Origin of the sequence: Xanthomonas pisi DSM 18956 (assembly GCF_001010415.1) — a bacterium.
Classification (GTDB): Bacteria; Pseudomonadota; Gammaproteobacteria; order Xanthomonadales; family Xanthomonadaceae; genus Xanthomonas; species Xanthomonas pisi.
The window spans coordinates 1-26,676 of record NZ_JPLE01000035.1 but is presented as its reverse complement, the minus strand read 5'-3'; the positions used below and the strand labels follow the sequence as shown (position 1 = coordinate 26,676).

Below are 26,676 nucleotides of genomic sequence, written 5' to 3'. Positions count from 1 at the left end.
CGAATGGCGATCCGCGAACGTCCCACTTCTCCACATCTGCAGGTATATCGCTGGCAGATCCAGATGGCGACCTCGATCCTGCATCGAGCCACCGGCGTCATCCTTTCCGGAGGCGCGCTGGTCATCGCCGTCTCGCTGCTGTTGCTGATGCTCGGCGAGGAGCACTGGCATTGCCTCACCCAGCAGCTGGGCGCCTGGTACGGCCAGATGTTCCTGTTCGCATGGTCCTGGGCCTTTACCTATCACCTGGCCAACGGCATCCGCCACATCGTCCAGGATTTCGGCCGCGGCTTCAGCATTCCCGCCTTCATCCGCAGCAGCTGGACATCGGTGATCGCCAGCCTGGTGTTGACCGCTGCGATCTGGGCCTATGTCCTGACCGGAGCTTCCGCATGAGCCGCTATCGCACTCCGTTGAAGAATGTGCGCGGTCTGGGCGCGGCCAAGACCGGCACCGAACATTTCGTGATGCAGCGGCTGACCGCCACAGCCCTGGTCGTGCTGGCGATCTGGTTCGTGGCGTTCGTGCTGAGCCTGCTCGGTTCCGACTACATGACTGCAGTCGCCGCCGTGTCCAAACCGTGGAACGCCGTGCTGCTGGTCGGTTTCCTGGTGGCGATGTTCTGGCATGCGCAGCTTGGCCTGCAGGTCGTGCTCGAGGACTACATCCACAATTCGTTGCTGGCGCTGGCGTTGCAGACGACGGTGAAGTTCGTCGCCGTGCTTGGCGCGATCGTCAGCATTTTCGCAGTGGCGCGCATCGCGCTGGGCGGTGCCTGAGTCATCGGGCACACAGAACAGGAATCCAGATTAGATGTCTGCTTACAAGATCACTGAACACAAGTACGACATGGTCGTGGTGGGTGCCGGCGGCGCCGGCCTGCGTGCCACGTTCGGCTTGGCCCAGAAAGGCCTGCAGACGGTTTGCCTGACCAAGGTCTTCCCGACCCGTTCGCACACCGTCGCAGCGCAGGGCGGTATCTCCGCCGCGCTCGGCAACATGGGCGAGGACGATTGGCGCTACCACTTCTACGACACCATCAAAGGCTCCGACTGGCTGGGCGACCAGGACGCGATCGAGTACATGTGCCGCGAGGCGATTCCGGCCATCATCGAGCTGGAACACTACGGCGTACCGTTCTCGCGGACCGAAGAGGGCAAGATCTATCAGCGCCCGTTCGGCGGCATGACCACCAAGTACGGCGAAGGCCCGTCGGCGCAGCGCACCTGCGCGGCAGCCGACCGTACCGGTCACGCCATGCTGCATACGCTGTATCAGCAATCGCTGGCGCATAACGCGCGCTTCATGATCGAGTACTTCGCGCTGGACCTGATCTTCGACGAAGAAGGCGTCTGCCGTGGCGTGCTGGCGCTGGACATGGCCGAAGGCTCGCTGCATCTGTTCCGCGCCCACGGCGTGGTGCTGGCCACCGGCGGTTACGGCCGTGCCTACTTCAGCGCAACCTCCGCACACACCTGTACCGGTGATGGCGGCGGTCTGGTGATGCGTGCCGGCCTGCCGGTGCAGGACATGGAGTTCGTGCAGTTCCATCCCACCGGCATCTACGGTGCGGGCTGCCTGATCACCGAAGGCGTGCGCGGCGAAGGCGGCATCCTGCGCAACAGCAACGGCGAGCGCTTCATGGAGCGCTACGCACCGCATTACAAGGATCTGGCCTCGCGCGACGTGGTGTCGCGTTCGATGACCGTGGAGATCCGCGAAGGCCGCGGCGTCGGCGAGCACAAGGATCACATCCTGCTCGACCTGACCCACCTCGGCCCGGAAGTCATCAACGAAAAGCTGCCCGGCATCGCCGAGAGCGCCCATATCTTTGCCGGTGTGGACGTGACCAAGCAGCCGATCCCGGTGCTGCCGACGGTGCACTACAACATGGGCGGCATTCCGACCAATTTCTACGGCGAAGTCGTGCGCAAGCAGGGCGACGACCCGGATGCGGTGGTGCCTGGCCTGTACGCGATCGGCGAAGCGGCCTGCGTGTCGGTGCACGGTGCCAACCGCCTGGGATCCAACTCGCTGCTGGATCTGGTGGTGTTCGGCCGTGCGGTGGCAAACCGCTGCGCCGAGACGGTCAAGCCCAACCAGCCGCACAAGACCTTGCCGTCCGATGCCTGCGACAAGGCGCTGGGCCTGCTGGACAAGTTGCGCTATGCCAACGGCTCCACGCCGACCTCGGTGATCCGCGACAACATGCAGCGCACCATGCAGTCCGACGCCGCAGTGTTCCGCACCAGCAAGACATTGAAGGAAGGCGTGGACAAGATGGCCGAGATCTTCGCCACCTTCGAAGACGTCAAGGTGTCCGATCGCTCGCTGGTCTGGAACTCGGATCTGATCGAGACCTACGAGTTGAACAACCTGCTGCTCAATGCAGTGGCGACGATCAATTCGGCCGAGCAGCGCAAGGAAAGCCGCGGCGCGCATTCGCACGAGGACTTCCCGGACCGCGACGACGTCAACTGGCAGAAGCACACGCTGGTCACCGTCGACGACAAGGGCAAGTGCGAATTCGAGTATCGCCCGGTGCACATGTACACGCTGAGCAAGGACGTGGACGTCGTCCCGCCGAAGCCGCGCGTTTACTGATCGATGCGCATGCAAGGCTCCCTCGCTGTATCGAAGCCGGTCGCCGGGTTGTCCTGGCGCAGCGGCAGGCGCTTGCAGCGGCCGGGACGTTCGACCACGCAGGAGCAGCGCCGGCAACACGCCGGTCGCTGCACCGCCGCTTCGGTGGCGGCATCCATCGTCTTTACCTTCATGCGCACGGTGCGGCTGTCGTTCGCACCGCGCATCGCCTGAGCCAACGAGAGCAGCTATGGCAGAGTTCACCCTCCCCAAGAATTCAAAGATCGGCAAGGGTAAGCATTACCCTGCGCAGGGCGCCAAGAACACGCGCACCTTCAAGGTCTACCGCTGGGATCCGGATGGCGACGCCAACCCGCGCACCGACAGCTATGAGATCGATCTCGACAAGTGCGGCCCGATGGTGCTGGACGCGCTGATCAAGATCAAGAACGAGATCGACCCGACGTTGGCGTTCCGTCGTTCGTGCCGCGAGGGCATCTGCGGCTCGTGCGCGATGAACATCGACGGCACCAACACGCTGGCCTGCACCAAGGCGATCGATGCCTGCGGCAAGGCCGAAGTGCCAATCTACCCGCTGCCGCATATGGATGTGATCAAGGATCTGGTTCCGGATCTGACCCACTTCTATGCGCAGTACGCGTCGATCAAGCCGTGGATCCGCACCCAGACCCCGCCGCCGCCGGATCGCGAGCGCCTGCAGTCGCCGGAAGACCGCCGCAAGCTCGATGGCCTGTACGAATGCATCCTGTGCGCGTGCTGCTCGACCAGCTGCCCGAGCTACTGGTGGAATGGCGAGCGTTACCTGGGGCCGGCAATCCTGCTGCAGGCGTACCGCTGGATCATCGACTCGCGCGACGAGGACACCGGTGCGCGCCTGGACGATCTGGAAGACCCGTTCAAGTTGTATCGCTGCCACACCATCATGAACTGCGCACGGACCTGCCCGAAGGGCCTGAATCCTGCGCTGGCGATCGCCGAGATCAAGAAATTGATGATGGCCCGTCGCGCCTGATCGCAGGGCACTGAGGTCTCGCGAGAGCGGGATGTGGTTCGCAGCGGCACCGGCCCTTGGGTCAGGTGCCGCTGTCGTTTTCGCCCCCGCCGCAGGCGGGGTGGAGAGAGGAATGGACGAACAGACCTTGTTGAAAAAGCTGCGCTGGCGTTGCCGGCGCGGCATGCGCGAACTGGATCAGCTGTTCGGGCGCTATCTGGATCAACGTTGGGCGCAGGCTTCCGATGCCGAGCGCGCAGTTTTCCTACAGCTGCTGGATTGCGAAGACGATAAGTTGTGGCGCTGGTTCATGGGTTACGAGGCTTGCCCGGATGTCGCCAACGCCGCACTCATCGCCGATATCCGCGCCTTGCCGGCTTGAGTGGCGGCCTTCGCGCGGGCTCGTTTGCGCACTGAGTCTTCTCGTGCTGCTGGCGCTGTGTGCCATCTGGCGCAGCGGCATGCCGGCCTGGCCGGCTGTGGTGCTGTCCATCGTTGCGCCGGCTTCGGTCGGCAGGTCACTACGGCTGCTGTTGCGTTCGCCAGTGCGGCAGCTGGTTGTGCCCTGGGGGGAGAGCCCCGCCAGCATTGACGGCGCGCAGGTGCAGAACCTGCAGGTTGTCTGGCGCGGGCCGATTGCGGTGGTGGCGTGGACCGGGCCGGATGCGCGCCGCGAACGCCTGCATTTCTGGCCGGATACCCTGCCTACAGCGCAACGACGTGAACTGCGTCTGGCCGCGCAGGCACACGCGATTTCGTCCGGGCGGCCGCAAGTGGCACCATAGCGTCCCTTTCCCGGTTGAACCGCATGTTCAAACCTATCCCGGTCGCCATCGGCTTGCGCTACCTGCGTGCCAAGCGGCGCAATGGCTTCATCTCGTTTATCTCGATGGCATCGATCCTGGGCATCGCCCTGGGCGTGACCGTGCTGATCACCACGCTGGCAGTGATGAGCGGTTTTCAGAAGGAAATCCGCGACCGTCTGCTGCAGATGGCAGCGCATGCCACCGTCAGCGCCGAAGGCGCGCCGATGCGCGATTGGCAGCATGCGGTCGAGGTCGCCATGGCCGACCCACGCGTTGCCGGCGCCGCACCGTATATCGAAACCGAATCGCTGCTGCAGGGCCCGCGCAAGCAGCCGGCCATCGTCCGTGGCATCGTTCCGGCCGAAGAGAACAAGGTGTCGGTGCTGGCCAAGAAGATGCAGCAGGGGTCGGTCGACAGCCTGACCCCGGGCTCCTACAACATCGTCATCGGCAAGGAACTGGCGATCTGGCTGGGCGTGGACGTGGGCGACAGCATCGTGGTGCTGCTCAGCGATACCCAGGCCACGCCATTGGGCGCGATGCCGCGGCTCAAGCGCTTCACCGTCAGCGGAATCTTCGAGGCGGGCTATAACGAGATCGACCGCGGCCTGGCCGTGGTCAACATGCAGGACCTGGCGCGCGTGCTGCGCATGGACGGCGTCACCGGCGTGCGGCTGCGCCTGCACGACATGGATCAGGCCTGGCCGGTGGCGCGCGATCTGGCGGTGAGGTTGCATGGCCCGTACCGGGTCAGCGACTGGACCCAGGAAAACGCCAATCTTTACCACTCGTTGAAGATGGAAAAGACCGTGATGGGCATCCTGCTGTCGCTGATCGTGGCGATGGGCGCATTCAACCTGGTGTCCTCGCAGGTCATGCTGGTCACCGACAAGCAGGCCGATATCGCGATTCTGCGCACGCTGGGCTTGTCGCCCGGCGGGGTGATGCAGGTGTTCATGGTGCAGGGCTCGTTGATCGGCTTCATGGGCACGATCATGGGCGTGATCGGCGGCATCGTGCTGACGCTCAATCTGGAGCGCATCCTGGGCGTGATCGAGACGATCTTCAGCGTCAAGTTGCTGCCCGAGGACGTGTATTACATCACCGGGTTGCCGACCGATATGCAGACCCAGGACGTGGTGGTGATCACCGTCGTCGCGCTGGTGATGAGTTTTCTGGCGACCTTGTATCCGGCATGGCGCGCCTCGCGTACCCAGCCGGCGGAGGCGTTGCGTTATGAATGAGATCCGGGAATCGCGCGTGCAGAAGGCAACCCCAGCAGATGTGGTGATCCGGGCCGAGGCACTGGCCAAGACCTATGCCGAAGGCAAGATGCGCACGCCGGTGTTCGATGGGCTGGATCTGTCGGTGGCAACCGGCGAGACGGTCGCGATCGTCGGCGCGTCCGGCGCGGGCAAGAGCACCCTGCTGCATCTGCTCGGCGGGCTGGATATTCCGACCTCGGGCGAGGTGTATGTCGCAGGCCAGCGCATGTCGGCGCTGTCCGATGGCGAGCGCGGCAGGTTGCGAAACCAGGCGTTGGGCTTCGTGTACCAGTTCCATCATCTGCTGCCTGAATTCACCGCGCTGGAAAACGTGATGATGCCGGTGCTGCTGTCGGGCAAGGATGTGGCGGTGGCGCGTGGACAGGCATTGCAGTTGCTGGAATCGGTCGGGCTCGGCCATCGCATCGAGCACAAGCCCAGCGAACTGTCGGGCGGCGAGCGTCAGCGCTGTGCGGTGGCGCGTGCACTGGTGAACAAGCCGGGGTGCGTGCTGGGCGACGAGCCCACCGGCAATCTCGACGACAAGACCGCCGGCACGGTGTTCGAACTGATGCTGGAACTCAATCGTGCGCAGCGTACCAGCCTTGTGTTGGTCACTCACGACCGTAGCCTGGCGCGTCGCCTGGATCGGGTGCTGGAGCTGCATCAAGGCAAGCTGCGCAAGTTGGCGCCCTCGGCCGTGTGAGTGCCTGCGACGCGATCGGGGTGCCGGTCGCGTTGCGCAATGAAACGGATCTCTCGCGACATGGCGCTGCGGGCGGGGTGCGCAGCGCGGCGCCGCAGCCCGGTGCGTCGCTGCCGTGGTGCAATCCCAGGGCGCAGTTCCAGGAACGGCTAACGCAACGTGGCGAGCCGTTGCCAGGTAGGGCATGGGCGGCGCGCTCGGAACCGCAGTGAACGCGTGGTCATGCGGCACCGAGCATCGGCAGCGTCCGCCCGGCGGTGAGCACAATCGTGTTTTCGGGCGGCTCTCAACCTCTGGGTTCCATGCTTATCCACATCGCTGCAGGCCGGTGCGACCTGCAGCGACGCGTTGGCTGCGGTCAGGGAATGATGCGCAGTGCCCGCAACCGGGTGAACAACTCGAAGAACGAAGCGCGGCTGTCGTAGAAGTCCAGAAAGCCCAGTTCGCGGCTCTTGGTCATGTCGTTGACGCACTCGATCTCGCGTCCGAGGTCGGCATCGGTGTGCCACCACGAGGCCAGGCGATTGACGTCCGACTCGACCAGCGTGTGCTGCGCGGCCAGCTCGGCCCACAGTGCTGGCGCGGTCTCGGTCAGGCGCGCTTCCAGTGGCTGCGGCGTGTCGGGGCAGGGGGCGGCATCGAGGCCGAAGAACGCTGCAATCTCGCCCCACATCCAGCGCCAGCGGAACACATCGCCGTTGACGGTGTTGAAGGCCTGATTGCGTGCTGCCGGACTCAGGCCTGCCCATGCTAGCTGCTTGCCAAGCAGGCCGGCATCGGTGAGATCGGTGAGGCTGTTCCATTGCGCTTGCGAGCCGGGGAACACAAACGGCTGACCGGTGTGCTTGCACAACGACGCGTACACAGCCAGCGTCACGCCCATGTTCATCGCATTGCTGCCGTTGGCCATGCCGATCATGGTGTGCGAGCGATGCACGCTCCATCCGAAACCGTGCCGTTGCGCGTGCGCAAACAGCAGGTCTTCGAGCGTGTAGTAGAAGTTTTCGCCCGGCTGGCGCGGCTCGCTCTCGCGGAACGGCGTTTCGGCCTTGCCGCTGCCGTAGTTTTCGAACGCGCCCAGATAATGCTTGGTGCCGGTGACCAGCGCCATGTGCTGCAGCGGCGCGTCGCTCAACGCATCGCACAGGTGCCGCATCATCGCGCCGTTGGCCTCGACGTTCTCGCGTTCGGTGTCGCGACGCGTCCATGTACAGAAAAACACGTGGGTAATCGGCAGGCCGCGCAACGCGTTGTTGGTGTTGTCGGCGTCCAGCAGATCGGCAGCGACAGGAATGACGCCGTCGTGCTGCAGCGGGCGGCGCGCCAGGCCGTAAACAGTCCAGCCATCGGCTACCAGCACGTTGGCCAGGTTGTAGCCGGAGATGCCGGTCACGCCGACAATCAATGCAATGCCTTTACGCATGTGGGGGAACTCCTCAGAGACAGCGTCGAACATAATCGCTCGGCCATGAAATCGGGGCGAATGCGGCGCCGTGCGATTTGCTGGGCTGATCTGGCGATTGTTGCATTGGCCACGTTGCATCGTTCTACGCGGTTTTACTCGTTCGGCTCGACTAAAGGGATGTGCGGGGTTCGATCAAGCTGACCACGAGTTTCATCGCTGATGGTCCTGGCCGAAAACCGGCGTCAGCGTTGCGCATGCGCATCTAATAGCGGCATGTCGGCAACGCGCTACAGCAGATCGCGCTACATTAAATCTGGTCTCTTCTGACCCTCTTGTGCGCAAACCACCGCTGCCGCCAAGCCGCCGGTTGGTTTAGCGTTGCTCTTGGGATCAGGACGATCGGGATTGAGCGGCAACATGGATGTGTCAGATCACGCAGCGCCATTGCCGCGGCTTGCATCGGCAGTGCCGGTCGCAGGCGCGTTGCTGCTGGGCGTGGTCGTTTGTGCGTGGTCGCCGGTGCTGTTGCCGCAAGCGCTGTATGCCGCCTGTCTGTTGGCGGGCGTGCTCGGCAACGCGCTCGCCCTGTGGCTGCGGCCGCGGCGGGCCTGGTGGATGCTGGCGCTTGCAACCGCGACGGTGGGTTTCGGGCTGACTGGCTGGCAAGTGGCCGAGACCTTGCAGTCGCAATTGCTGCCGCGTGACGAAGCGCGCGAGATCAGCGTGCGTGGCCGCATTGTCGGGCTGCCGGTGGCCGAGCAACGGCGTACGCGGTTCCAGTTGCGCGTCGATCACGATCGAGCGCAGCCGGTGGCCCTGCGCGGCAAGCTGTTGCAACTGGCCTGGTACGACGCCTTCGGTGCCGACCAGATCGGCCCGCGCGCCGCGCTGCGGGCGGGGGCACATTGGCAACTGCAGCTCAAGCTGCGTGCACCGCGCGGTCTGCGTAATCCGGGCGGGTTCGATGCCGAACGTCAGGCGTTGGCGCAGCGCATCGTCGCCACCGGGTACGTACGCGACCTCGGCGCTGCGCGGGAGCTTGTCGCTCCGCATGGCGTGGATGCCTGGCGCGACCGGATGTCGCTGCGGATCGCCGAGCAGGTCTCCGGCCCTTCCGCGCCTTACCTGCGCGCACTTGCATTGGGCGACACGCGTGGACTGGACGATGCGGCATGGGCAACCCTGCGCGCGACCGGGCTGAGCCATTTGATCGCCATCTCCGGATTCCATGTCGGCCTGGTTGCCGCGTTCTTTGCACTGACGGTGGCCGGCGTGTGGCGATGGCGGCCCGGCCTGGGTCTGGTGCTGCCGCGCGTGCATGCTGCAGCCATCGCCGCGCTGCTCGGTGCCGCTTCGTACGCGGTATTGGCAGGGTTGGCGTTGCCCACCGTACGCACCGTGCTGATGATCGCCGTCGTCGCGCTGGCGCGGCTCGCGCGGCGACGCGCCACGACCGCGCAGATTCTCGCGCTGGCGCTGCTTGCCGTGCTGGCATGGGACCCATTGAGCGTGCTGGTGGCAGGCTTCTGGCTCAGTTTTGCCGGTGTCGCCTGGCTGGTGTGGTGCCTGCCCGCAGATGACCGCAGCATCCTGCGCGGCTTCCTGTCTGCGCAGACCGTCGCCACCGTCGGCTTGCTGCCGCTGACGGTCAGCTTGTTCGGGCAGGCATCGCTGGTGGGGCCGTTGGCCAATCTTGTCGCCATCCCCTGGTGGACCTTTGTCGTGGTGCCGCTGTGCCTGCTGGGAACAGCGCTTGAAGCCTTGCACGCCGGTGCGGGCGCCTGGGCGTGGCAGTTGGCCGGCTGGTGCTTCGAGCTGACCTGGCCGGGGTTCGTCTGGCTTGGGCAGACCACGCTGGCGTTGTGGTGGGTGCCCGAATCCGATGCGATTGCGCTGATTGCAGCGTTGCTGGGCGCGTTCTGGCTATTGCTGCCGCGAGGCACCCCGGGCAAGGCCGTTGCGATGCTGCTGTGGCTTCCGCTGCTATGGCCGGATCGTGCCTTGCCCGGCGCTGGCGAAGCCGACCTGCAGGTGCTGGATGTCGGGCAGGGTCTGGCAGTGCTGGTGCGCACGCAGCGGCATGCGCTGCTGTTCGACACCGGCCCGGCAGTACGCGATGGGTTCGATGCCGGCGAGCGCGTGGTGCTGCCTGCCCTGCGTGCGCTTGGGGTGCGTCAGCTGGATGCACTGGTGCTCAGTCATGCCGATGCCGACCATGCCGGCGGCTACGCAGCGGTGCGCGCGGGGTTACCGGTGGCGATGACGGCTGCACCGCCAGGCGCGCCACTGGATGTCAGCTCGCGCTGCCAGGCCGGCCGGCAGTGGGAGTGGGATGGCGTGCGCTTTCGCTTTCTGCATCCGGCTGCGGATTTTCCGTACCTGCGCAACCAATCCAGTTGCGTGCTGCGGGTCCAGACGCAGCATGCCAGTGCGCTGTTGCCTGGGGATATCGACGAGCTCATCGAGCGTCGACTGATGCGCGAGCAGGTTGCAAGGCTGCGTGCCGAGGTGGTGGTGGTCCCGCATCATGGCAGCGCAGACGGCTCGCACGCCGCTTTCATTGCCGCCACCGGAGCGCAGCTGGCGCTGGTCTCCTCCGGGTACGGCAACCGTTTTGGCCACCCCCGCGCGCAGGTGGTCCAGCGCTGGCAGGGCAGCGGAGCCGAATTGCTCGACACTGCCCAGTCCGGTGCGATCAGGGTCTGGCTCGGCGCGGACGGCCTGCAGCTGCGCGAGCGACGGCGTTGGCAGCCGCGTCTTTGGGATGCTGCGGAACGGCGGCGGTCGACTGCTATCCTATCGGCCAGCGAATAGGCGGCCGCGTCGCCGGAGGAATCGAATCGTGTTGGAGCTGGTCAAGGCGGGCGGTTGGCCGATGGTGCCGTTGCTGTTGCTGGGTGTGATCGCCCTGGCGATCGTGCTGGAGCGTCTGTGGACCTTGCGCCGCAACGAGGTGACGCCGCCGGGTCTGGGCGAGGAGGTCCGTAACTGGGCCGCGCGCGGCAAGCTGGATCCCACCCACATCGAGTCGCTGCGGCGCAATTCGCCGCTGGGCGCGCTGCTGGCTGCGGCACTGGATGTGCGCGGCCGTCCGCGCGATCTGGTGCGTGAACGCATCGAAGACACCGGTCGCCACGTGGTGCACCGCATGGAGCGCTACCTGAACGCGCTGGGCACCATCGCCTCGGCCGGTCCGCTGCTGGGGTTGCTCGGCACGGTGGTCGGCATGATCCAGATGTTCCTGGGCATCCTCGATCACGGCGTGGGCGATGTGAACCAGTTGGCCGGTGGCATCGGCAAGGCGCTGGTGTGCACCGCCACCGGCATGATCATCGCGGTGCCCGCGCTGATGGCGCATCGCTTCTTCAAGGGGCGCATTGCCGGTTACATCATCGAGATGGAACAGGAAGCCACGCTGCTGCTGGACACCATGGATGGCCGCGGGGCGCCTGTAGCGGCGGCGCCGGCAGCGTCGGGCAGCAAGCCTGTCATGGCAAAGGGCTGACGGATGCGCATCGGCAGCGACCGAAGCCAGGACGAGCCGCATATCGACCTGGTGCCATTGATTGACGTCATTCTCGTCCTCATCATCTTCTTCGTGGTGACCACGACCTTCGACGCACGCTCCACGCTGCAGCTGCAATTGCCGACTGCCAGTGACCAGAACACCAGCGCGCCGCCGCGTTCGCTCAGCGTGCTGGTCAATGCCGACGGGCATTACTTCATCAACGACCAGGAAGTCCTGCGCGCAGATGTGGAGTCGCTGAAGCAGACCATCGCCCAGATCGCCGGCGACGACCGCGAGCAGACGGTGCTGATGCGTGCCGATGCGCGTACGCCGTATCAGGCCGTCGTCACCGCGCAGGATGCGTTGGGGCAGCTCGGCTTCCGGCGTATCGCCATTGCGACCGCGCCCCAGACCGGCACTGCCGGCAAGACAAGCAAGAACGGAACCCGCCAGTGACCACCATCAACGACCGCCCGGCGCCAGTCTCGTCCTGGCGCACGTACCGTCGCCTGTTGGGCTTCGCCAAGCCGTATCGGCTGTTGCTGATCGCCGCGCTGATTGCCGCGTTGGTCGAAGCGGCAGGCACCACCGGCTTCCTGGCCTTGATGAAGCCGATCACCGACGAGACCTTCATCTACAAGAACGCCGAAGTCAGCCGCTGGCTGCCGGTGCAGATCATCCTGCTGTTCGTGGTGCGTGGCGTCGCCGGCTATGTCACCGACATGGCGATGGGCAAATCCGCACGCAGCATTGCGCGCGATCTGCGCGTCAAGGTGATGTCCAAGTATTTGCGTCTGCCGGGCTCGCGCTTCGATTCCGAGCCGGTGCCCTCGATGTTGATACGCCTGGGATCGGATTCGGATCAAGTCGCACAGGCCGCGGTGGATGCGGTCAAGGTGATGATCCAGCAGTCACTGCAAGTGATCGGCGCACTGGCGCTGATGCTGTGGCATAGCTGGCAGGTCACGCTCACCATCGTGGTACTGGCACCGGTGCTGGCCTGGGTGATGGACAAGGTGGCGCGGCGCTATCGGCGCATCAGCCACAGCATTCAGGAGAGCGGCGCGCATCTGTTGCAGGCCGCCGACCAGACCTTGTCCAGCCACCAGGAGGTCAAGATCTACGGCGCCCAGCAGACCGAAATGGAACGCTACGGGGCGCTGGCCGACCGTAACCTGCGGCTGGCGATGAAGGTCGAATCCACCCGCGGCATTTCCACCGCCACCGTGCAGATGATCGGCGCGATCGGGCTGTCGGCGCTGCTGTTCGTGGCCGGTGCGCAGGCCTTGGCCGGGCGCCTGACCGCGGGCGACTTCGTGGTGTTGATGACCTCGATGCTGACGATCATTCCAGGCCTCAAGCAGCTCACCAATGTGCAGAACATGGTGCAGCGCGGCCTGGCCTCGGCCGAGCGCCTGTTCTCGGTGCTCGACAGCCCCGACGAGCCGGATCAAGGCTCAGTGCCGCTGACGCGTGCCAAGGGCCTGATCGAGTTCCGCGATGTCACCGCCCGTTACCCAGGCCAGGTGAATCCGGCCCTGGCCGAGGTCAGTTTCGTGGCGCAACCCGGCACGGTGACCGCGATCGTCGGACGCTCCGGCAGCGGCAAGTCCAGCCTGATCAAGTTGATCCCGCGCTTCTATGAAGCAGAGTCCGGGCAGATTCTGCTCGACGGACATCCGGTGCAGGCGTACGCGCTGGCCGATCTGCGCCGGCAGATCGCGCTGGTCGGCCAGCAGGTGATGCTGTTCGACGGCAGCATCGCCGACAACGTCGCCTATGGCGAAATGCGCACCGCAGATGCCGGCCAACTGGAGCGCGCGATCCTGGGCGCCAATGCGATGGAGTTCGTGGCGCAACTGCCCGAGGGCCTGCAATCGCACGTCGGCACCAAGGGCGGGCGGCTGTCCGGCGGGCAGCGGCAGCGCCTGGCGATCGCGCGTGCCATGCTCAAGGACGCGCCGATCTTGATCCTGGACGAAGCCACCGCCGCACTGGACAACGAGTCGGAGCGACTGGTGCAGGACGCCTTGCACAAGCTGATGCCGGATCGCACCACGCTGGTGATCGCGCACCGCCTGTCCACCATCGAGCATGCCGACCAGGTGCTGGTGATGGACCAGGGCCGCATCGTCGAGCGTGGTACCCATACCGAGTTGCTGGCGCAGGGCGGGTTGTATTCGCATCTGCACGGCATGCAGTTTCGCGAACGGCAGGCATGAGCAAGCGTGGCGCCCGTACGCCGGGCTATTGGTACGACAACGCGCCGATTCCGCTGCCTGCACGCGTGCTGGCACCGATCTACGGCGCTGCCATCGCGCTGCGGCGTAGCCTGTACCGCCGCGGCTGGCGTAAACGGCATGGCGTGCCGGTACCGGTGATCGTGGTCGGCAACGTGACGGCGGGGGGCACCGGCAAGACCCCTCTGACCATCGCACTGGTGTCCAAACTGCAGGAAGCCGGCTGGACGCCTGGCGTTGCCAGCCGCGGCTATGGCCGTGATGACTCCGGCACTGCGCGATGGGTGGACGCAGACACGGCGGTGGCGCTCGGTGGTGACGAGCCGGTGTTGATCGCCTGGAAAACCGGCGCACGCGTCCGCGTGGACAGCGACCGCGTCGCCGCTGCGCGAGCGCTGGTCGAGGCCGGTTGCGACATCGTCGTCTGCGATGATGGCTTGCAGCATTATCGGCTGGCACGCGACGTGGAAATCGAGGTGGTCGACGGCCAGCGCCGCTATGGCAATGGCCGCCTGCTACCGGCCGGGCCGCTACGCGAACCGGCCGCGCGCGCGCGCGATTGCGATTTCCGCGTGGTCAATCTCGGGCAGGCCAGCGCCACACCCACCGCACAGACCACGGACGATGCCGGTTTCGGCGAATGGCAGATGCGCCTGAGCATCGACAGCGTGCAGCCGATGGACGGCAAACGGGCGCAACCCCTGAGCATGCTGGCCGGGCAGCGCGTGCATGCGGTGGCCGGTATCGCACACCCGGAGCGCTTCTTCGCCATGCTGCGTGCGCGCGGCATCGGCGTCGTGCCGCATGCCTTTCCCGATCATCACGTGTATCGCGCTGCAGATTTCAGTTTCGGCAGCCGCCTGCCGGTGTTGATGACCGAAAAGGACGCGGTGAAGTGCCGTCCTTTCGCCGACGAATGGCTGTACAGCGTGCCGCTCAAGGCGGAGTTGCCGGCTGCATTTTGGGTGAGCCTGCTGGATCGGTTGGACAAGTTGGCCAGCCGGCAGGGCGTTTGATCCTGGCGGCTTGTTGCGCGCGCAGGTGCTGCCCGCGAACGCCTCGGTTGCACCTCATCCTTTTGAGGCTGGCTGGATGCGGGATACCGCTTTAGGCTGGGTCGCAACCGGTTTGCAGAGACACTCCGCCGTCGCGCGTGGCGCCGATACGTCGACGACCTCAGCGTTCTCGCACAGTCGCGCCGGCGACAGCCGCTACACGACACCGGCGCCATGCTGTGCCGCTGCAACTGCTGCAACTGCTGCAACTGCTGCGATCCGTCGCAACGCCACGATCGACACGCGATGCTGCCGATCCAAGAACGCCACACCTGCTCGACCGTCCCGCCGCTCCAACACCCCTGCTGCAGAGAACCCGACCCATGACCAACAACCCGTCTGCCGATTTCGTCGTCGCCATTCCGGCGCGTTACGCATCCACCCGCCTGCCGGGCAAGCCGCTGCAGTTGATCGGCGACCGCCCGATGATTCAGCACGTGGCCGAGCGGGCACTGGCGGCAGGCGCGCGCGAGGTATGGGTGGCAACCGATGATGTGCGGATTGCCGACGCGATCGAGGGCGTGCCCGGCGTGCACGTCGCGATGACCGGCAGCGACCATGTTTCCGGCACCGATCGCCTGGCCGAATGCGCGCGCATCGCCGGCTGGGGCACCGATGTCTGCGTGGTGAATCTGCAAGGCGACGAACCGTTTGCGCCGGCTGCGGGTATTCGCGCGGTCGCCGAGCTGCTGCTGCGCTCGGGCGCGGAGATGGCGACGCTGGCCGCGCAGGTGGAGAGCGCACACGACCTGTTCGATCCCAATGTGGTCAAGCTGGTGCGCAGCGCAGGCGGGCTCGCGCTGTATTTCAGCCGCGCGCCGATTCCCTGGCACCGCGACAGCTTCGCCAGCCAGCGCGGCCGCTTGCCCGAGGACGGCCAATGGCTGCGCCATATCGGCATCTACGCCTATCGCGCCGGATTCCTGCAGCAATTCGCAGCGATGCCGCCCGGCCTGCTGGAGCGCATCGAATCGCTGGAACAGCTGCGTGCGATGGAAGCCGGTCATCGCATCGCCGTTGCGTTGACGCCCGAGCAGTTTCCGCCGGGCATCGATACGCCGGAGGATCTGGCACGGGCACAAGCGCGCGTGGCATCGGCATGAAGGTCTTGATCGTGTGCCTGGGCAATATCTGCCGCTCGCCGATGGGCGAGGGCGCCTTGCGCGCACGGCTGCACGCGGCACGCCTGGCGCGCCGCATCGAGGTCGACTCGGCCGGCACCGGCGACTGGCACGCCGGCGATCCGCCAGACCCGCGTGCCATTGTTTGCGCGCGCGGCCATGGCGTGGATCTCTCCGGCCTGCGCGCACGGCAGGTACGCCAGGAGGATTTCGAACACTTCGACTGGCTGCTGTGCGCCGACGGCAACAATCTGCGCGATCTGCAGCGTCTGGCGCCGGCAGCGCAACGCGACAAGGTCGCGCTGTGGTTGCCGTGGGCCGGCGTGGATGCGCGCGACGAGATCCCCGACCCGTACACCGGCGGCAGCAAGGATTTCGAGCAGGTCTGGCAGCTGGTCGATACCGCGGCGCGACGGACGGTCGCCAGACTCACCCGCGGCTAATCACGCTTGGGCATAATTGCGTCATGAACGCCCAGCTCACCCAGGAACTGCCGGAATTTCCCACCTGGCTCAATGCCAGGCCATCCACCTTGCAGGAGCATCGCGGCCGCGCGCTCGTCCTGGCATTCGTCAATGCCAGCTCGGTGTGGTGCGCAGAGCGTCTTGCCGAGCTTGCGCAATGGCAGGCGCGCAGCCCCGGGCGGCTGCAGGTGATCGTGGTGCAGGTGCCGCGCTTCGATAGCGAACGCCTGCCGCAACGCTCGCTCAAGCAACTGCGCGGGCACGGCGTCAGCGCGCCGATCCTGCTCGACAAGGACTGGGAAACCTGGCGCCGCTTCGGTATCGAATCCTGGCCCACGTTGGTCCTGCTGGATGCCTATGGCCGCGAGCGCCAGCGTCTGGTGGGCGTCACCGGTGATCTGGACAAGGCCTTGGTGGCATTGTGCGAAGGCCAGCAACCGCCCTCCGACGCCGACCTGCAGGGCATCGCAGAGCGCGAACCCGAGCCGCGGCTGGCGCTGCGTTTTCCGACCGGCCTGGCCGCCACCGAAGACCGCCTGTATATCGCCGACACCGGGCACCACCGCGTGCTCGAATGCACGCATGGCGGGCGGGTGTTGCGGCAATTCGGCCACGGCAATGCCGATCTCATCGATGGCGGTACCGGCGAGGCGGCCTTTCGGCGCCCGCAGGGCCTGGCGCTGGAGCGCGATCAGCTGTACGTCGCCGATACCGGCAATCATGCGCTGCGGCGCATCAACCTGCGCAGCGGGCAGGTGGACACCTTGTGCGGCACCGGCCGCTCGGGCGAGCCGGTCGAAGGGCCGCTGGCGTTCGCTGGTGCGTCTGCTTTGAACTATCCGCAGGGGCTGGCCATTGCCGACAACCAGGTGTTGATCGCCATGGCCGGCGACAACCGTGTCTGGAGCTACGACCTGGGGCGGGCTGCACTGAGCGCACGCGCCGGTACCGGCGCCCTCGAAATCCGCGACGGCAGCGGCCACCTCGCCGCATTCGCCCAGCCGGCCGGCTTGGCAGCCGTGCAGCAGGTGGCCTACGTCTGCGACGGGTTGGGTTCGTCGATTCGCACCATGCAGCTGCGCGGCGATCTGGTGCAGACACTGGTGGGCGGGCAGGGCATCTGGCAGTTCGGCGACGAAGACGGCCCACGCGGCACCGCGCGCCTGCAGTTTCCGCAAGCCATCGCACTGGCCGCCGATTCGCCGCTGCTGTGGATTGCCGACACCGGCAACGGACGGCTGCGTTGCCTGCGCCTGGGCGGCGGTGAGCTCAGCACGGTCGAGCTGCCGCGTCGTCTGCACGGACCGGCAGGGTTGGCGGTCGCCGCCGGCGCAGTCTGGATTGCCGAAACCGACGCCCACGCCGTCTTGCGTTACGACCTTGCAAGCGGCGCATTGAGCGATGTTGCGATAGAAGAATGAGCGCAAGGCCCAAAGCCGACTTCGATGGAAAGGCGTTTGCTGCGCAACTGAGCACCGCACCCGGCGTTTATCGCATGTATGCGGCCGACGACACCTTGCTCTACGTCGGCAAGGCCGGTGCGTTGCGCAAGCGTGTGGGTAGCTATTTCAACGGCACGCCAAAGAATGCGCGGCTGACCTCGATGCTGTCGCAGGTCGCGCGCATGGACGTCACCGTGACCCGCAGCGAGGCCGAAGCGCTGCTGCTGGAAAACCAGCTGATCAAATCCCTGTCGCCGCGCTACAACGTGTCATTGCGCGACGACAAGAGTTACCCGTATGTGCTGCTCACGCGCGAAGACTGGCCGCGCATCGCGTTGCACCGCGGCCCGCGTGCGGTGCAGGGGCGCTATTTCGGCCCCTACACCGGGGTGACCGGCGTGCGCGAAACGCTGAGCCTGATGCACAAGCTGTTCAAGCTGCGCAGTTGCGAAGACAGCGTGTTTCGCAACCGCTCGCGGCCGTGCCTGCAATACCAGATCGGCCGCTGCAGCGGCCCGTGCGTGGATTTGGTGGCCGCGCCCGATTACGCCGAATCGGTACGCCGCGCCACCATGTTCCTGGAAGGCAAGAGCGACCAGCTCGGCGAAGAAATCATGCAGTCGATGCAGCAGGCCAGCGAGGCGCTCGAATTCGAGCGCGCCGCGCGTCTGCGCGATCTGCTGTCGTCGCTGCGCGGCATGCAGAACCGCCAGTACGTCGACGGCCGCGCCGCCGACCTGGACGTGCTGGCCTGCGCCACCCAGTCCAGTCAGGCCTGCGTGTTGCTGCTCAGTTTCCGCGACGGCCGCAATCTGGGGACGCGCTCGTTTTTTCCCAAGACCAACGGCGAAGACAGCGCCGACGAAATCCTGGCCGCATTCGTGTCGCAGTACTACGCCGAACACGGGCCGCCACGCGAAATCTTGCTGGATCGCGAAATCCCCGATGCCGAACTGATCGAGGCTGCGCTCAGCGCCGCCGCCGAGCACAAGGTGGCGTTGAAGTGGAACGTGCGCGGCGAGCGTGCCGGCTACCTGCTGCTGGCCACGCGCAATGCGCAGCTGACCCTGGTCACCGAGCTCACCAGCCAGAGTGCGCAGCACGCACGCAGCGAAGCGCTGCGCGAGATGCTCGGCCTGCCCGAGCAGGTCAAGCGCGTGGAGTGCTTCGACATCAGTCACACCATGGGCGAAGCCACGGTCGCCTCGTGCGTCGTGTTCGACGCCAGCGGCCCGGTGCGCGGCCAGTATCGCCGCTTCAATATTTCCGGCATTACGCCGGGCGACGATTACGCGGCGATGCACCAGGCGATCGAACGGCGGTTCCGACGTGCAGTGGAAGAAAACGGCGTCCTCCCCGACGTGCTGCTGATCGACGGCGGTGCCGGCCAGCTGGCGCAGGCGCAGGCTGCACTGGCCGACCTGGGCGTGGAGAACGTGATGCTGGTCGGCGTGGCCAAGGGCGAGGAGCGCAGGGCAGGGCACGAGGCGCTGATCATGGCCGATGGCCGCGAACTGCGACCGGGTGCGGCATCGCCGGCACTGCAATTCATCCAGCAGGTGCGTGACGAAGCGCACCGCTTTGCGATCACCGGCCACCGCGGGCGCCGCCAGAAAGCGCGCATGACCAGCAAGCTCGAGGACATCCCCGGCATCGGCCCGCGACGTCGCGCGAGCCTGCTCAAGCATTTCGGCGGCCTGGTCGGTCTCAAGGCGGCCGGCGAAGCCGAGATTGCGCGGGTAGACGGGGTCAATGCCGCACTTGCCGCACGAATCTACGCTAACCTGCATGGGCTGGCGCTCCCCGATGCGCCAGGCGAGTCGAGCCCGTAATGAAGTTGACCATCCCCACGTGGCTGACACTGCTGCGGATCCTGATGATCCCGGTGTTGGTCGTGGTGTTCTACCTGCCCTACACCTGGACGAACTTTGCTTCCGCCGGTGTGTTCGCGCTGGCCGCCATCACCGACTGGCTGGATGGCTGGGTTGCGCGGCGGTACCACCAGTATTCCGCGTTCGGCGCGTTCCTCGATCCGGTCGCCGACAAGTTGATGGTCGCTGTCGCCTTGTTTCTCATCGTGCAGGGTCATCCCACACCGTGGATGGCGTTCTGGGCGGCGGTCATCGTGGGCCGCGAGATCGCCGTGTCCGCCTTGCGTGAGTGGATGGCGGAGATCGGCCAGCGCGCCAAGGTGCGGGTTGCAGCGATCGGCAAGATCAAGACCACTGCGCAGATGGTCGCGCTGCTTTGCCTGCTGTATTCGGTCACTCCCGGGCAGATGCCCACGCATGAAATCTGGCTGGGCAATCTGATCTTCCGTGCCGGCTATTGGACATTGGCGATTGCGGCACTGCTGACGTTGTGGTCCGGTTTTCAGTATCTGCAGGCAGCATGGCCAAGTCTGCGCGCGGACGAAAAAGCGGCGATCAGCAACAAGCCGAAAAAAATCGAAAGCAACAGTTGACAGCTATCCTGTTCGCTGTAGAATTTCGCCTCCCAAGCGGGAATAGCTCAGTTGGTAGAGCGCAACCTTGCCAAGGTTGAGGTCGCGAGTTCGAGTCTCGTTTCCCGCTCCAGATTTAGACAAGGCCCCCTGTCCGAGGTCTCGTTGTTTCAAGGCAGGATGCCTTGGGTTTGATGTTTCGGCCTGGTGGTAGAGTGGTTATGCAGCGGACTGCAAATCCGCGTACGCCGGTTCAATTCCGGCCCAGGCCTCCATACTGCAGTCGCTGTTTCGCATCGGCAACGATGGCGGGACTAGCGCAACGAAGTGACAAGCTGTACAATTTAGTTTCACGCGGGAATAGCTCAGTTGGTAGAGCGCAACCTTGCCAAGGTTGAGGTCGCGAGTTCGAGTCTCGTTTCCCGCTCCAATTCTTATGCTATGGACTTCCACTGAAGTCCATAGCTCCTTGATCCCACAGTGGTTTCTGTCTGTGGAGCATCTAGCGAAGTCTGCTGAAATCCACCCCCAGCCACGCATTTTTAGTACATAAATTAGTACTGAAAATCCGGGCGCTGGGTTGTCCGGTTTTCGGCTGTGCTGCTTCCATCGACGTCGGTACACCTCTCCTCATCCTGAAGGAGAGTTCGATGGCTTTGACAGATACTGCCGTGCGGCAGGCCAGGACAACTGGCAAGGACTACACCCTCAACGACGCGCACGGCTTGCTGCTCTTCGTGAGTGCCAAGGGCAAGAAGAAGTGGCACTTCCGTTTCTCATGGCTGGGCCAGCAGTCTCGCATCGCCCTCGGCCCGTACCCAGAGATCAGCCTCAAGGAGGCGAGGGGCCGCCGGGATGAACTCCGAGCGCAGCTTGCCAATGGGGTCGATCCCCGCGCCCATCTTCGCCAGGCCGAAGAAAAGGCGCAGGCTGCAGCGACGCATACCTTCCAGGCAGTGTTTCAGTCATGGCGGGACTTCAAGGCATTGAGCCTGAAGGCTGGCCGGCAAAGCACGCTGTCGCAGATCAATCGCATCTTCGATAAGGACGTGCTCCCTTGGCTCGGCGCGGTCTCCATCTTTGACGTGACGCCGGCACACCTGCTGGAAGTGTTGCGCAAGATCGAGCGCCGCCATGCGCTGACCACTGCGGAGAAGGTGCGCACGTGGTTCAACCAGATGTTCCGCTACGCGATGGTGGAGAAGGGCCTGCCTGCGAACCCTGCCAGCGATCTGGACATCGTGGCCGTGCCCAAGCCGCCGGTGAGCCATAACCCGTTCCTGCGCATAGAGGAACTGCCCGCGTTCCTGCGGACATTGCGCAAGTACCGTGGCTTCAAGACCACGCGCCAGGGCATTCAATTGCTGTTCCTGACCGGCGTTCGAACAGGCGAGTTGCGCGCGGCGGTGCCCGAGCAGTTCGATCTGGAACGAGGCCTCTGGACTATCCCCGCAGTGATCGTCAAGCAACTGCAGTTGAAGATGCGCAAGGAAGGCAAGACCGTGCCGCCCTATGTGGTGCCACTGTCGACTCAGGCCATTGCCATCGTCCGCGAACTGCTCGACGCGCAGGCACGGCGGCCAGCGCAGCGATATCTGCTGCCCAATCGTGACGACCTCAAAGAGCCTATCAGCGAGAACACGCTCAATGGCGCGCTGCGTCGCATGGGCTACGAAGAGCAGCTGACCGGTCATGGCATCCGGGGCACCATCTCCACCGCACTGAATGAGCTCGGCTACCGTGTGGAGTGGATTGATTCACAACTGTCGCACGCCGACCCCAACCAGATTCGTGCCGCTTACAACCATGCGGCCTACGTGGAGCAGCGCCGTCTGATGATGCAGGACTGGGCCAACCGACTGGATCGTTGGGAGGCCGGGGAACAGGTTGAGGAAGCGGGCGCATCGCCCGTGGCCCCAGAAAGCCTGGAAGTGATCGAGGCCTATCTCAAGGCGCTCGCCTCGGGGCAACTGCGGCCCAAGGACGATGCACTGCAGTTGCTGGGCCAACTCTTTGCCCGAGCCGGTGAGGGTGGAAATGCTTTCGTGCGCGCACGTCCATAAGCAAGCGGGGTGATTCAGAGGACACATCGAAGTCGCCGCGGCGGTTAGCGGTTGCTGCAGCACCGTACGTGCGACTTCGGGCGGGGATGAAAAATGGCCGCTATCAAAATACTTCTGCTTCCATCGAAGGGACGCAAGTCAATATCTGACGAGGGCCTAGCGAGCATTCAAGATCCTGGCGCGAACGCGCTGCATTCGAGCCAGGTGTCGCATGGGAGCCGTGGATTGTGCATTTACGGCGACCTGAGGTTGGGGCTAGCACATAAATGCTGGCTGCTGGAACTGGTCAGTGCCTAGGCTCTGCAATCCAAGCCTCTGGGTGTAGTTCGTAGCAGTCCAAGGCTAAAACTAGAGGCGAACAACGTACTTACCGGTCGAAGCGCGGGAAACTCTCCACGCTCGACTTCAACTCGTTCACCAGAACCTGAGCGTCATCAACGATGCGCTGAAGTGACGCGCCGCCATCCATGTAGACCCTCATGGACACTAGTTGGAGCAGGCCAAGACCGATCCGGCGCAGATCGAGTCGCGTGCTTTCCGGGAGCAAGGACAGCCTAAAGTAAGTCCATTTTGCGATTTGCTGACCCACGCCATAGGTCTCCTGCTGGGCCTTCTCGACGCGTCCGTCGAAGATTTCTTTCCCGGCACGATCCCATATCTGGGCCAACTTGCGAGCCAGCTTGGCAACCGTCTCCAGAACTTCACGCTGAGTCTCTTCGCTGACTTGGACAGGATCGACCAGTTCGCGCATCAACTCTGCAGCAGCGAAGCCTGCAGCGTTGGACACGTCGTCAAAGCTGTCCCCTCCGCCTAGGTAGTGCCGAAACTGCGCGAGCTCATCGAGTTTCTCTGCTGTGGCGTCCAACTTTTCATTGACACGGCTCTCTACAGCCCAGTCGGTAACGGACAGGTCGCTCAGCTTCGACGCATAGTTTTCTGCATCAGCCGACCATTCGTCCACCCAGGGCTTCAGGCTTCGCATCTCGGCGTCCGTATCGCTCCAGCGCCGCACATTGGCAAGCACATCGGCCAGCGCCGATAGCTCAGGGTGATTCTTGGCACCCTCAGCAGGCTCGCCGGATACCAAGGCAGCACGAATCTCCGCAGGCGTCGCCGGTCGGGAGACAGTGCCGTGCCGAATGTATGCACGCGAATCCACGTAGTACAGAGATTCCGAACCCTTCTTAACGGTGACGACGAGAACGCCGCCCCCATTGACCGATGCCCAATTGATTTGAGGCCGGACAGGAGGGTCGATGATCTGGCAAACGCCCACTACCCTTCTTTCAAAATCGTCTCGCACCGCTGGGTCATGTGCATTTGCAATTCCTGGAATCGAGCCATCGTCTGCCACGCCAAGAAGGAGCTGGCCACCGCCGCTGGAAGCGAAGGCTGCGATCTCCTTTGCAAGATCTCGTACCTGCTTTGGCAACTCCCGCTTGAACTCGACACTCTCACTCTCGCCGCATTGAGCAATCCGAGGAAGCGCTTCAGATAGCTGGGCGTCAGCCCATGGTTCGATGGTCATGGCGACATCATGCACAAATCTGGCCAGATGCCGTCAGAAGCCGAGCATCGTCCTGAATCTGCTTGGACCAAGCGATTGCTTGAAGCGCCTTCGACGCTCTGGCCACGAGCTATTATCTGTCCTCTCACTGGTGTCCGAATCCTAGTCATGACCAATCAACTCGTAGACGTTGTCAATGAATTGGCCGAGAAGCAAGTTGGGTTTTACGCAATGCATGACAGTCCGCATGGTCAAACGACTGTTCCGCTCTCTGCCGAGGAAGTGATTAGGTATGCGGCCGATCCTGTTGGATACTTCGCCGAACACTATGGTGTGAGTCGAGAGGACTATCTCGCGTGGCACCGTTCAGGCTACAAAGTAGTCTGCTCCGGCTTTACCAAATCCGGCAAGCCCTGCAAGGCAATTGTTACGGGCCTTTCCATGGTGGCCAGCCCCGCAGTATGGGCAGCAGGAAGGCGCGGCCGCTGCATAACACACGGATAAGCGACCAATCAGCCGAGTCCGATCCAGACTAGACGGGCTCGACTGTCGCCTGTCTCTGCGAACGCCATTGAACTTGCCAACGGCGGCTCCGTAAGTCCATGCTGTGCTAGGGAGCGCATAGCTGGGCGCTATTGGACATGAGTACGGTCGCGGCACTAAACATGAGTTTCTGTCGATTTCGCGCCACTCAAGTTGAGCAAATGTCGTCTCGCTTGCTGCGTAGATGTTCGTGTCGCGCGCGCGAAACGAGGCCCATGCTGGCCGCTGGCACAGCCAGCGACTGCCTAGGGCCCGGATCGGGGAGGCTGTTGATGGCCGCTATCGGCCAGAAGCGGACGTTCAAGAAGCTGCGCAATGAGCATTCGAAATCTCGAGATGCCGCCCCATCAAAATAACGCTTCGGTTCTTCCTGTACGCACTGTTGCTTTTGACGCTTCACCTTCAGAATATATTAGACAGAAGTTAATCATGTACAGAACAGAGCTTCACACAATTCTTGTTCGCGCTCTAGGTCGTGCTGCATGGACGCGGTCAACGCGAGATGAAGATAACTTTAGGCAAGTTATCTGTTCGCATTTATATGAGGACATCTCGCCAAACAACACTGAGATTCCGTCCACTAGATCAAGCGATGGAGATATTCGCGTTTTCGGCAGAAAAATAGAAATAAAATATGTCAACGCCACAAAACGAGACAAACTTGACGATTTGCTAGCGGATATCGACTTGCTTCTGAATTCCAAAGTCGAATTTTGTGTAATCTCTGTGCGATTTGATCACGAGGAGAGAGATGCGCACCTTGTAAGAGCTGTAGACTTGCCACTCATAGCCCGTTCCGGCGCCACTGCGCCCGTGTCGACGCATGTGAATGGCGGTACGAGCTACTACGGGCCAGGTATATTTTTGCCGGCATGCTACACGCACGCGAATAATCGAATTCCAGTTTCAGCTGGCGGCAAGTCCAGAAAAACAAATTCTTTTATTTCAGTTGAACAGTCACACAATATTGAGCGGTCTTGCTTCTTGCAGATCGGAGCCGATTTGCTGCATGTGGATGTAATTGGTTCACGGGAAGATGGGCTGATGACTTTCCTTTACAAACGTGCGGATGACCTTGATTTCGGCCCTCCCAGTGCGTCTCATGCCATAATGATTCCTTATGCACCTGCCCCGATTCAAGTTGCGACTTTAGAACGCGGCGATGTGAAAACAAAACCTCAGATGGCAGGGCGCGCGATTAGCGTTATTGAGCGCGATGTTCCGTGCTTCCGAATTTAGTCAATTTTGGCGACAGTCGAAACACTTGAGGCTGAAGCCGAACGACCTTTTTTATAAAATTTCGCATTAGCCTGGTCAAAAGAAATCAAAGAGTCCGATTCGGGCCCATTGGTGCCTTTCGAACCTCCGCAGCTTAAAGTTGCCGTGCGGCAGATGCAGTCGCCTGAGCTAAGTTGACCACACGATGTTTTCACGAACTGGCCTAGCCGTTGCCGACCAGTCCAAGACTATGTTGCTTGATGCCGGTCCCTGGCAGGGGGGCCTGCTATTCTTGCTCATGAACTGAAAAGAATGCCTGTTGCAGGAATCTACGATGAACAATGAGAACGGATTCCGGGAAGTCAACCCGGTCTATGCAGGTTACCCCCTTAAGGAGTATGGCTGGATCTATATCGCGATAGACATGCGTGACATGAGCTTCAGCAAGATCGGCCTTACTACGAAAGAAACCCCCAGCCGCCGAATTGCCGAAGGTCGGACGTATAACCCGTTTCTTACATTGTTCACGACCTATGAGCTGGCGAAGTGCACATTCGGAATCTCGCGGGAGGAATTGAGCGCTATTGAGGGCTACATCCACAATAGGGGGTCGGCTTTTGGTCCTCCGCTCAAACATCTCGATTCGGGACGTGACTCCGAATGGTTCCAGATACGCCCCGACTATGCCGAGAGTCAAGTGGACTGGATCATCGCAAAACGCGGCTTTACTGTTGATAACGAAGAACTGTATGAGTACTACGACGGACCAAATAACCGAAATGGGATCAGTGTCCGGTCGATGCGAAAAATCAAAAAAATAATCAGACCAACGCCAATAGACATGTATAACCTTGCGCAAGCCGCCGGCTACGACGTGGGTCTGATCAAGCCCTATCTAGACTATCTGGAAGAATTTCACGCTTGGTGCAATCCTGACCAAGTTTGGCTCTAATCTCTGGGTGTGAAAAACAGCATCGCTGGCCTTATCTTATCCTGATCAGGCGTCATACAGCGGAGTCATTAAGGTATCGGAGCGCGCGTCAGCTTTACGGAGTTGGATCCCTATCGAGGGACTGCCGCATTGATGGGATTAAGGTCGGCAATTCGCAGCTGAGCTCGGTATGCTGACAGAGCAATGGCTGTTGCCACCATAGACACTGGACCGTGAGTGAAACAGGTAAACCTGAAGGAGTCAGCCACGTGACGGTGCTGAAGGCGGCTTCTGGCCGATACCGGCATCGTAGTCGAGTTGATAGGCCGGCTCCTGGCGAAGAGCCGACGTCCCCCCGCCCTGA

Annotated in this window: 23 protein-coding genes, 3 tRNA genes, 1 other RNA gene and 2 pseudogenes; 26 read left to right on the top strand and 3 right to left on the bottom strand. The window is 63.2% G+C overall.

Annotation, left to right across the window (positions count from 1 at the left end):
* The first annotated feature begins 3 nt into the window (after positions 1-3).
* From sdhC to lolD, 9 genes are all read left to right on the top strand, one after another.
* Positions 4-396: a succinate dehydrogenase, cytochrome b556 subunit gene (sdhC, locus tag Y887_RS09445; RefSeq protein ID WP_046964083.1), complete on the top strand. Its 393-nt coding sequence runs from the start codon at positions 4-6 to the stop codon at positions 394-396.
* The gene (gene sdhD, locus Y887_RS09440) at positions 393-779 is read left to right on the top strand and encodes a succinate dehydrogenase, hydrophobic membrane anchor protein (protein WP_046964082.1); all 387 of its coding nucleotides are present in this window, start codon (positions 393-395) and stop codon (positions 777-779) included. Before sdhC ends, sdhD begins: the two co-directional genes overlap by 4 nt.
* 34 nt (positions 780-813) lie before the next feature.
* Positions 814-2,604: a succinate dehydrogenase flavoprotein subunit gene (gene sdhA, locus Y887_RS09435; RefSeq protein WP_005995652.1), complete on the top strand. Its 1,791-nt coding sequence runs from the start codon at positions 814-816 to the stop codon at positions 2,602-2,604.
* A 3-nt stretch (positions 2,605-2,607) separates the two neighbouring features.
* Positions 2,608-2,817, top strand: a complete 210-nt coding sequence (locus tag Y887_RS18965) for a hypothetical protein (RefSeq protein WP_084725992.1) — start codon at positions 2,608-2,610, stop codon at positions 2,815-2,817.
* A 16-nt stretch (positions 2,818-2,833) separates the two neighbouring features.
* A complete protein-coding gene (locus Y887_RS09425) occupies positions 2,834-3,616 on the top strand; it encodes a succinate dehydrogenase iron-sulfur subunit (protein WP_046964080.1) in 783 nt (260 codons plus the stop codon).
* 112 nt (positions 3,617-3,728) lie between these two features.
* Positions 3,729-3,977 (top strand): FAD assembly factor SdhE, encoded by a 249-nt coding sequence (locus tag Y887_RS09420; RefSeq protein WP_046964079.1) that lies wholly within the window; start codon positions 3,729-3,731, stop codon positions 3,975-3,977.
* Positions 3,928-4,380, top strand: coding sequence for a hypothetical protein (locus Y887_RS09415; RefSeq protein WP_084725991.1), 453 nt, complete (start codon positions 3,928-3,930; stop codon positions 4,378-4,380). The genes Y887_RS09420 and Y887_RS09415 overlap by 50 nt, the downstream gene beginning before the upstream one ends.
* Before the next feature lie 23 nt (positions 4,381-4,403).
* Positions 4,404-5,645, top strand: a complete 1,242-nt coding sequence (locus Y887_RS09410; protein WP_046964128.1) for a lipoprotein-releasing ABC transporter permease subunit — start codon at positions 4,404-4,406, stop codon at positions 5,643-5,645.
* Positions 5,638-6,372 (top strand): lipoprotein-releasing ABC transporter ATP-binding protein LolD, encoded by a 735-nt coding sequence (lolD, locus tag Y887_RS09405; protein ID WP_046964078.1) that lies wholly within the window; start codon positions 5,638-5,640, stop codon positions 6,370-6,372. Before Y887_RS09410 ends, lolD begins: the two co-directional genes overlap by 8 nt.
* 147 nt (positions 6,373-6,519) lie before the next feature.
* Here lolD and Y887_RS18960 read toward each other — a convergent pair.
* Together Y887_RS18960 and Y887_RS09400 are read right to left on the bottom strand one after the other, a co-directional pair.
* Positions 6,520-6,596, bottom strand: a non-coding RNA gene (locus tag Y887_RS18960) — sX9 sRNA.
* 134 nt (positions 6,597-6,730) lie between these two features.
* Positions 6,731-7,795, bottom strand: coding sequence for an SDR family oxidoreductase (locus tag Y887_RS09400; RefSeq protein WP_046964077.1), 1,065 nt, complete (start codon positions 7,793-7,795; stop codon positions 6,731-6,733).
* Between the two features lie 399 nt (positions 7,796-8,194).
* Here Y887_RS09400 and Y887_RS09395 point away from each other — a divergent pair.
* From Y887_RS09395 to Y887_RS09330, 14 genes and pseudogenes are all read left to right on the top strand, one after another.
* Positions 8,195-10,726, top strand: a pseudogene (locus Y887_RS09395) (DNA internalization-related competence protein ComEC/Rec2); the annotation flags it as partial.
* Positions 10,620-11,282 (top strand): MotA/TolQ/ExbB proton channel family protein, encoded by a 663-nt coding sequence (locus Y887_RS09390; RefSeq protein ID WP_046964076.1) that lies wholly within the window; start codon positions 10,620-10,622, stop codon positions 11,280-11,282. The pseudogene Y887_RS09395 and the gene Y887_RS09390, both read left to right, overlap by 107 nt.
* Positions 11,283-11,285: 3 nt before the next feature.
* Positions 11,286-11,741: an ExbD/TolR family protein gene (locus tag Y887_RS09385; RefSeq protein ID WP_046964075.1), complete on the top strand. Its 456-nt coding sequence runs from the start codon at positions 11,286-11,288 to the stop codon at positions 11,739-11,741.
* The gene (gene msbA, locus Y887_RS09380) at positions 11,738-13,507 is read left to right on the top strand and encodes a lipid A export permease/ATP-binding protein MsbA (RefSeq protein ID WP_046964074.1); all 1,770 of its coding nucleotides are present in this window, start codon (positions 11,738-11,740) and stop codon (positions 13,505-13,507) included. The genes Y887_RS09385 and msbA overlap by 4 nt, the downstream gene beginning before the upstream one ends.
* Positions 13,504-14,541 (top strand): tetraacyldisaccharide 4'-kinase, encoded by a 1,038-nt coding sequence (gene lpxK / locus Y887_RS09375; RefSeq protein ID WP_046964073.1) that lies wholly within the window; start codon positions 13,504-13,506, stop codon positions 14,539-14,541. The genes msbA and lpxK overlap by 4 nt, the downstream gene beginning before the upstream one ends.
* A 362-nt stretch (positions 14,542-14,903) precedes the next feature.
* Positions 14,904-15,683: a 3-deoxy-manno-octulosonate cytidylyltransferase gene (kdsB, locus tag Y887_RS09370; RefSeq protein ID WP_046964072.1), complete on the top strand. Its 780-nt coding sequence runs from the start codon at positions 14,904-14,906 to the stop codon at positions 15,681-15,683.
* On the top strand, positions 15,680-16,144 hold the full coding sequence (locus tag Y887_RS09365) for a low molecular weight protein-tyrosine-phosphatase (protein ID WP_046964071.1): 465 nt from the start codon (positions 15,680-15,682) through the stop codon (positions 16,142-16,144). The genes kdsB and Y887_RS09365 overlap by 4 nt, the downstream gene beginning before the upstream one ends.
* A 23-nt stretch (positions 16,145-16,167) precedes the next feature.
* Positions 16,168-17,586: a nhl repeat protein gene (locus Y887_RS09360; protein WP_046964070.1), complete on the top strand. Its 1,419-nt coding sequence runs from the start codon at positions 16,168-16,170 to the stop codon at positions 17,584-17,586.
* Positions 17,583-19,439: an excinuclease ABC subunit UvrC gene (uvrC, locus tag Y887_RS09355; RefSeq protein WP_046964069.1), complete on the top strand. Its 1,857-nt coding sequence runs from the start codon at positions 17,583-17,585 to the stop codon at positions 19,437-19,439. The genes Y887_RS09360 and uvrC overlap by 4 nt, the downstream gene beginning before the upstream one ends.
* A complete protein-coding gene (gene pgsA, locus Y887_RS09350) occupies positions 19,439-20,071 on the top strand; it encodes a CDP-diacylglycerol--glycerol-3-phosphate 3-phosphatidyltransferase (protein ID WP_046964068.1) in 633 nt (210 codons plus the stop codon). Before uvrC ends, pgsA begins: the two co-directional genes overlap by 1 nt.
* Positions 20,072-20,107: 36 nt before the next feature.
* Positions 20,108-20,183 (top strand) — tRNA-Gly (locus tag Y887_RS09345).
* A gap of 68 nt (positions 20,184-20,251) precedes the next feature.
* Positions 20,252-20,325: transfer RNA gene (locus Y887_RS09340), tRNA-Cys, on the top strand.
* Between the two features lie 79 nt (positions 20,326-20,404).
* Positions 20,405-20,480: transfer RNA gene (locus Y887_RS09335), tRNA-Gly, on the top strand.
* A gap of 220 nt (positions 20,481-20,700) precedes the next feature.
* Positions 20,701-21,948 (top strand): annotated as a pseudogene (locus Y887_RS09330) (tyrosine-type recombinase/integrase); the annotation flags it as partial.
* 532 nt (positions 21,949-22,480) lie between these two features.
* On the opposite strand, the gene Y887_RS09325 reads toward Y887_RS09330, so the two are convergent.
* Positions 22,481-23,641 carry an AlbA family DNA-binding domain-containing protein gene (locus tag Y887_RS09325; RefSeq protein ID WP_046964067.1) on the bottom strand — a complete coding sequence of 387 codons (1,161 nt, stop codon included), beginning with the start codon at positions 23,639-23,641 and terminating at the stop codon, positions 22,481-22,483.
* A 147-nt stretch (positions 23,642-23,788) separates the two neighbouring features.
* Here Y887_RS09325 and Y887_RS20240 point away from each other — a divergent pair, with 147 nt between their 5' ends.
* The 3 genes from Y887_RS20240 (at position 23,789) to Y887_RS09320 (ending at position 26,333) form a co-directional block, all read left to right on the top strand.
* Positions 23,789-24,124 (top strand): hypothetical protein, encoded by a 336-nt coding sequence (locus tag Y887_RS20240; RefSeq protein WP_146093433.1) that lies wholly within the window; start codon positions 23,789-23,791, stop codon positions 24,122-24,124.
* 354 nt (positions 24,125-24,478) lie between these two features.
* Positions 24,479-25,402: a hypothetical protein gene (locus Y887_RS20235; RefSeq protein ID WP_146093434.1), complete on the top strand. Its 924-nt coding sequence runs from the start codon at positions 24,479-24,481 to the stop codon at positions 25,400-25,402.
* Positions 25,403-25,715: 313 nt separating this feature from the next.
* A complete protein-coding gene (locus Y887_RS09320) occupies positions 25,716-26,333 on the top strand; it encodes a GIY-YIG nuclease family protein (protein WP_046964066.1) in 618 nt (205 codons plus the stop codon).
* Positions 26,334-26,676 lie beyond the last annotated feature (343 nt).